Source organism: Nocardia sp. NPDC058497, assembly GCF_042720195.1.
GTDB lineage: Bacteria > Actinomycetota > Actinomycetes > Mycobacteriales > Mycobacteriaceae > Nocardia.
The window spans coordinates 1-2345 of sequence record NZ_JBHXMY010000766.1 but is presented as its reverse complement, the minus strand read 5'-3'; the positions used below and the strand labels follow the sequence as shown (position 1 = coordinate 2345).

Sequence of the window (2345 nt, the reverse complement as noted above, 5' to 3'; positions counted from 1 at the left end):
ACCTATGCCCCGAGACCTCTGGGGCGCGCCCCCCACTTCTTAGTAGCGGGGACAGGATTTGAACCTGCGACCTCTGGGTTATGAGCCCAGCGAGCTACCGAGCTGCTCCACCCCGCGTCGGTGAATACAACATTACACACGGGTTAGCGTGGATGCCAAATCGGCAGGTCAGTAGAGGTTTCCGGGGTGCGAACCGCAGTCTTCGGCAGCCTGCCGAGGCGGCGAGGAAGTCGCGGATGTGACGGGCGTCATGGAATGACGTTTCGTCGACAGCCTTCGACACATCCTTGGCGCGAGGCAGTGCATTCCGTGACCAGGGTCACTATTTCGACGTGATCTCACGCACATAACGGTGCAATAACAGACTGACCGGAATCTAGACATTCCCCAGCGTTATGCAGCGTAAACACTGAAAAGACACCTGTTTCATTCACACAATTGTCCCGTTATCAAGATGTGATCGTCATGGATTTATTGGTTAGCGTCTCCGCCATGACTGAGACCCGGAAATTCCGCACCCGTGCCCTTGGCGTCGCCGCCATCACCGGCGCCCTGGTTGCCGTTCCGTTCAGCCTCGCAACCGGCACCGCCTCCGCCGCGTCCCACAACTGGGACGGCGTCGCCCAGTGCGAGAGCGGTGGTAACTGGGGTATCAACACCGGCAACGGCTACTACGGTGGCCTGCAGTTCTCGCAGAGCACCTGGGCTGCCAACGGCGGCCAGGGTTCGGCGCACAACGCCAGCAAGGAAGAGCAGATCCGCGTCGCGGAGAACGTGCTCGCCAGCCAGGGCGTCGGCGCGTGGCCGCACTGCGGCCGGTACCTGCAGGCCGGCACCTCGGAGCCCGAGCCCGTCGTGGTCGAGGAGCCCGCCGTCGACCTGCCGGTCGAGCTGCCCGCCGAGGCCAAGACCGACATCCAGGTTGCCGTCGACCAGGCCAAGGCCGCAGGCAAGGCCCTGGCCGACCAGTACGGTGTCGCAGGTCAGTACCAGGACCTGCTCAACGCCAACGCCCCGCTGCTCGCCTCGATCGGCGGCTGATCCACCGTTCCCCCTGCACGAGAAAGGCCCCGCCATCCGGCGGGGCCTTTCTTGCTGTTCCGGACGACTACCTGCCGCCCGAGTCCTGGTAGGCCTTCACCGCGGCGTCCAGTTCCTCGAGCGCCTTACCGAAATCGGTGAAGTTACCCGTCCGCATCGCCGTGCGCACCGCCTCGATCTTGCGGCTGAGCTCGGCGGCCGCGGCGTCCTGGCCGGTGGACCCCGGCGGGGTCGTGGTCCCGGGCGGCGGGGTCGTGCCGCCCTGCGGCGGCGTGGTGCCCTGCTCGACCGGTGGCGTCGCACCCGGCTTCGGCTTCAGCGCCGGGTCACCGCCGGACGGCGTCGCCAGCGAGCCCGCGCCAGGCAGGACCTGGTTCAGCGCCTCGGCCAGCGTCGCCGCGTAGCCGACCTTCACACTGCCCGCCGCGTCGCGGTAGCTCACCAGCACGCGCAGCAGTTGCGGGAACGTCGACGAACCGGTGTTGCGTTCGTTGTAGAACGGCTCGACATAGAGGATGCCGCCTTCGGCCACCGGCAGCGTCAGCAGATTGCCGTAGCGGATCTTGTTCGAGTTCGACAGCAGCGTCTTCTCCCGTGACACCGCGTCGGCGGTGGTCATCGAGTTCTGTGTCTGCTGCGGGCCCTGGGTCTGGGAGTCGGTCGGCAACTGCAAAACGGTGAACTTGCCGTAGTTGTCCGGGTCCGAACGCACGGAGATGTAGGCCGACAGGAACTCACGGTTGTAGCCGACCATCGCCGAGGTCAGGCTGAAGACCGGCTTGTTGGTCTTCGGATCGCCCAGCAGCACGTAGTACGGCGGCTGGTTGAACGTGCCGCCCTCGATCGTCGGATCATTGGGCACCGACCAGAACGCGTTGTTGGTGAAGAACTCACGCGGGTTGTCCACGTGGTACTTGGTCAGCATGTCGCGCTGCACCTTGAACAGGTCCTCGGGGTAGCGGAAGTGCGAGCGCAGTTCCGGGGAGATCTCGCTCTCCGGCTTCACCGCGTCCGGGAACACCCCGCGCCAGGCCTTGAGCACCGGGTCGGTGGAGTCGGTCTCGTACAGGGTGACGGTGCCGTCGTAGGCGTCGACGGTCGCCTTCACCGAGTTACGGATGTAGCTGACCTCCTTGCGCGGGATCACCCGGCCGGTCTTCTTGTCGATGCTGTCCTCGACCGCGCCGTCGAGCGAGGTCGACTGCGCGTAGGGGTACTTGTCGAGGGTGGTGTAGGCGTCGACGATCCAGACGATGCGCGTGTCGACGACCGCCGGGGAGGCGTTGCCGTCGGTGGGCAGCCCC

General features: G+C 65.6%; 2 protein-coding genes and 1 tRNA gene. 1 reads left to right on the top strand and 2 read right to left on the bottom strand.

The genetic code is table 11. The annotated features are described in order from the left end of the window. Positions 1-43 precede the first annotated feature (43 nt). Positions 44-117, bottom strand: a tRNA-Met gene (locus tag ACFWPJ_RS30665). 375 nt (positions 118-492) lie between these two features. Between ACFWPJ_RS30665 and ACFWPJ_RS30660 the strand changes: the two genes are divergently transcribed. Next, a complete protein-coding gene (locus tag ACFWPJ_RS30660) occupies positions 493-1041 on the top strand; it encodes a transglycosylase family protein (protein WP_378856679.1) in 549 nt (182 codons plus the stop codon). 67 nt (positions 1042-1108) lie between these two features. Here ACFWPJ_RS30660 and ACFWPJ_RS30655 read toward each other — a convergent pair. Beyond that, a partial coding sequence (locus ACFWPJ_RS30655) for a UPF0182 family protein (RefSeq protein WP_378856677.1) occupies positions 1109-2345 on the bottom strand: 1237 nt, incomplete at its 5' end.

Excerpts from the sequence above, each read along its gene's own strand:
- ACFWPJ_RS30660 (WP_378856679.1), top strand. The coding sequence starts at position 493 with ATGACTGAGACCCGGAAATTCCGCACCCGTGCCCTTGGCGTCGCCGCC.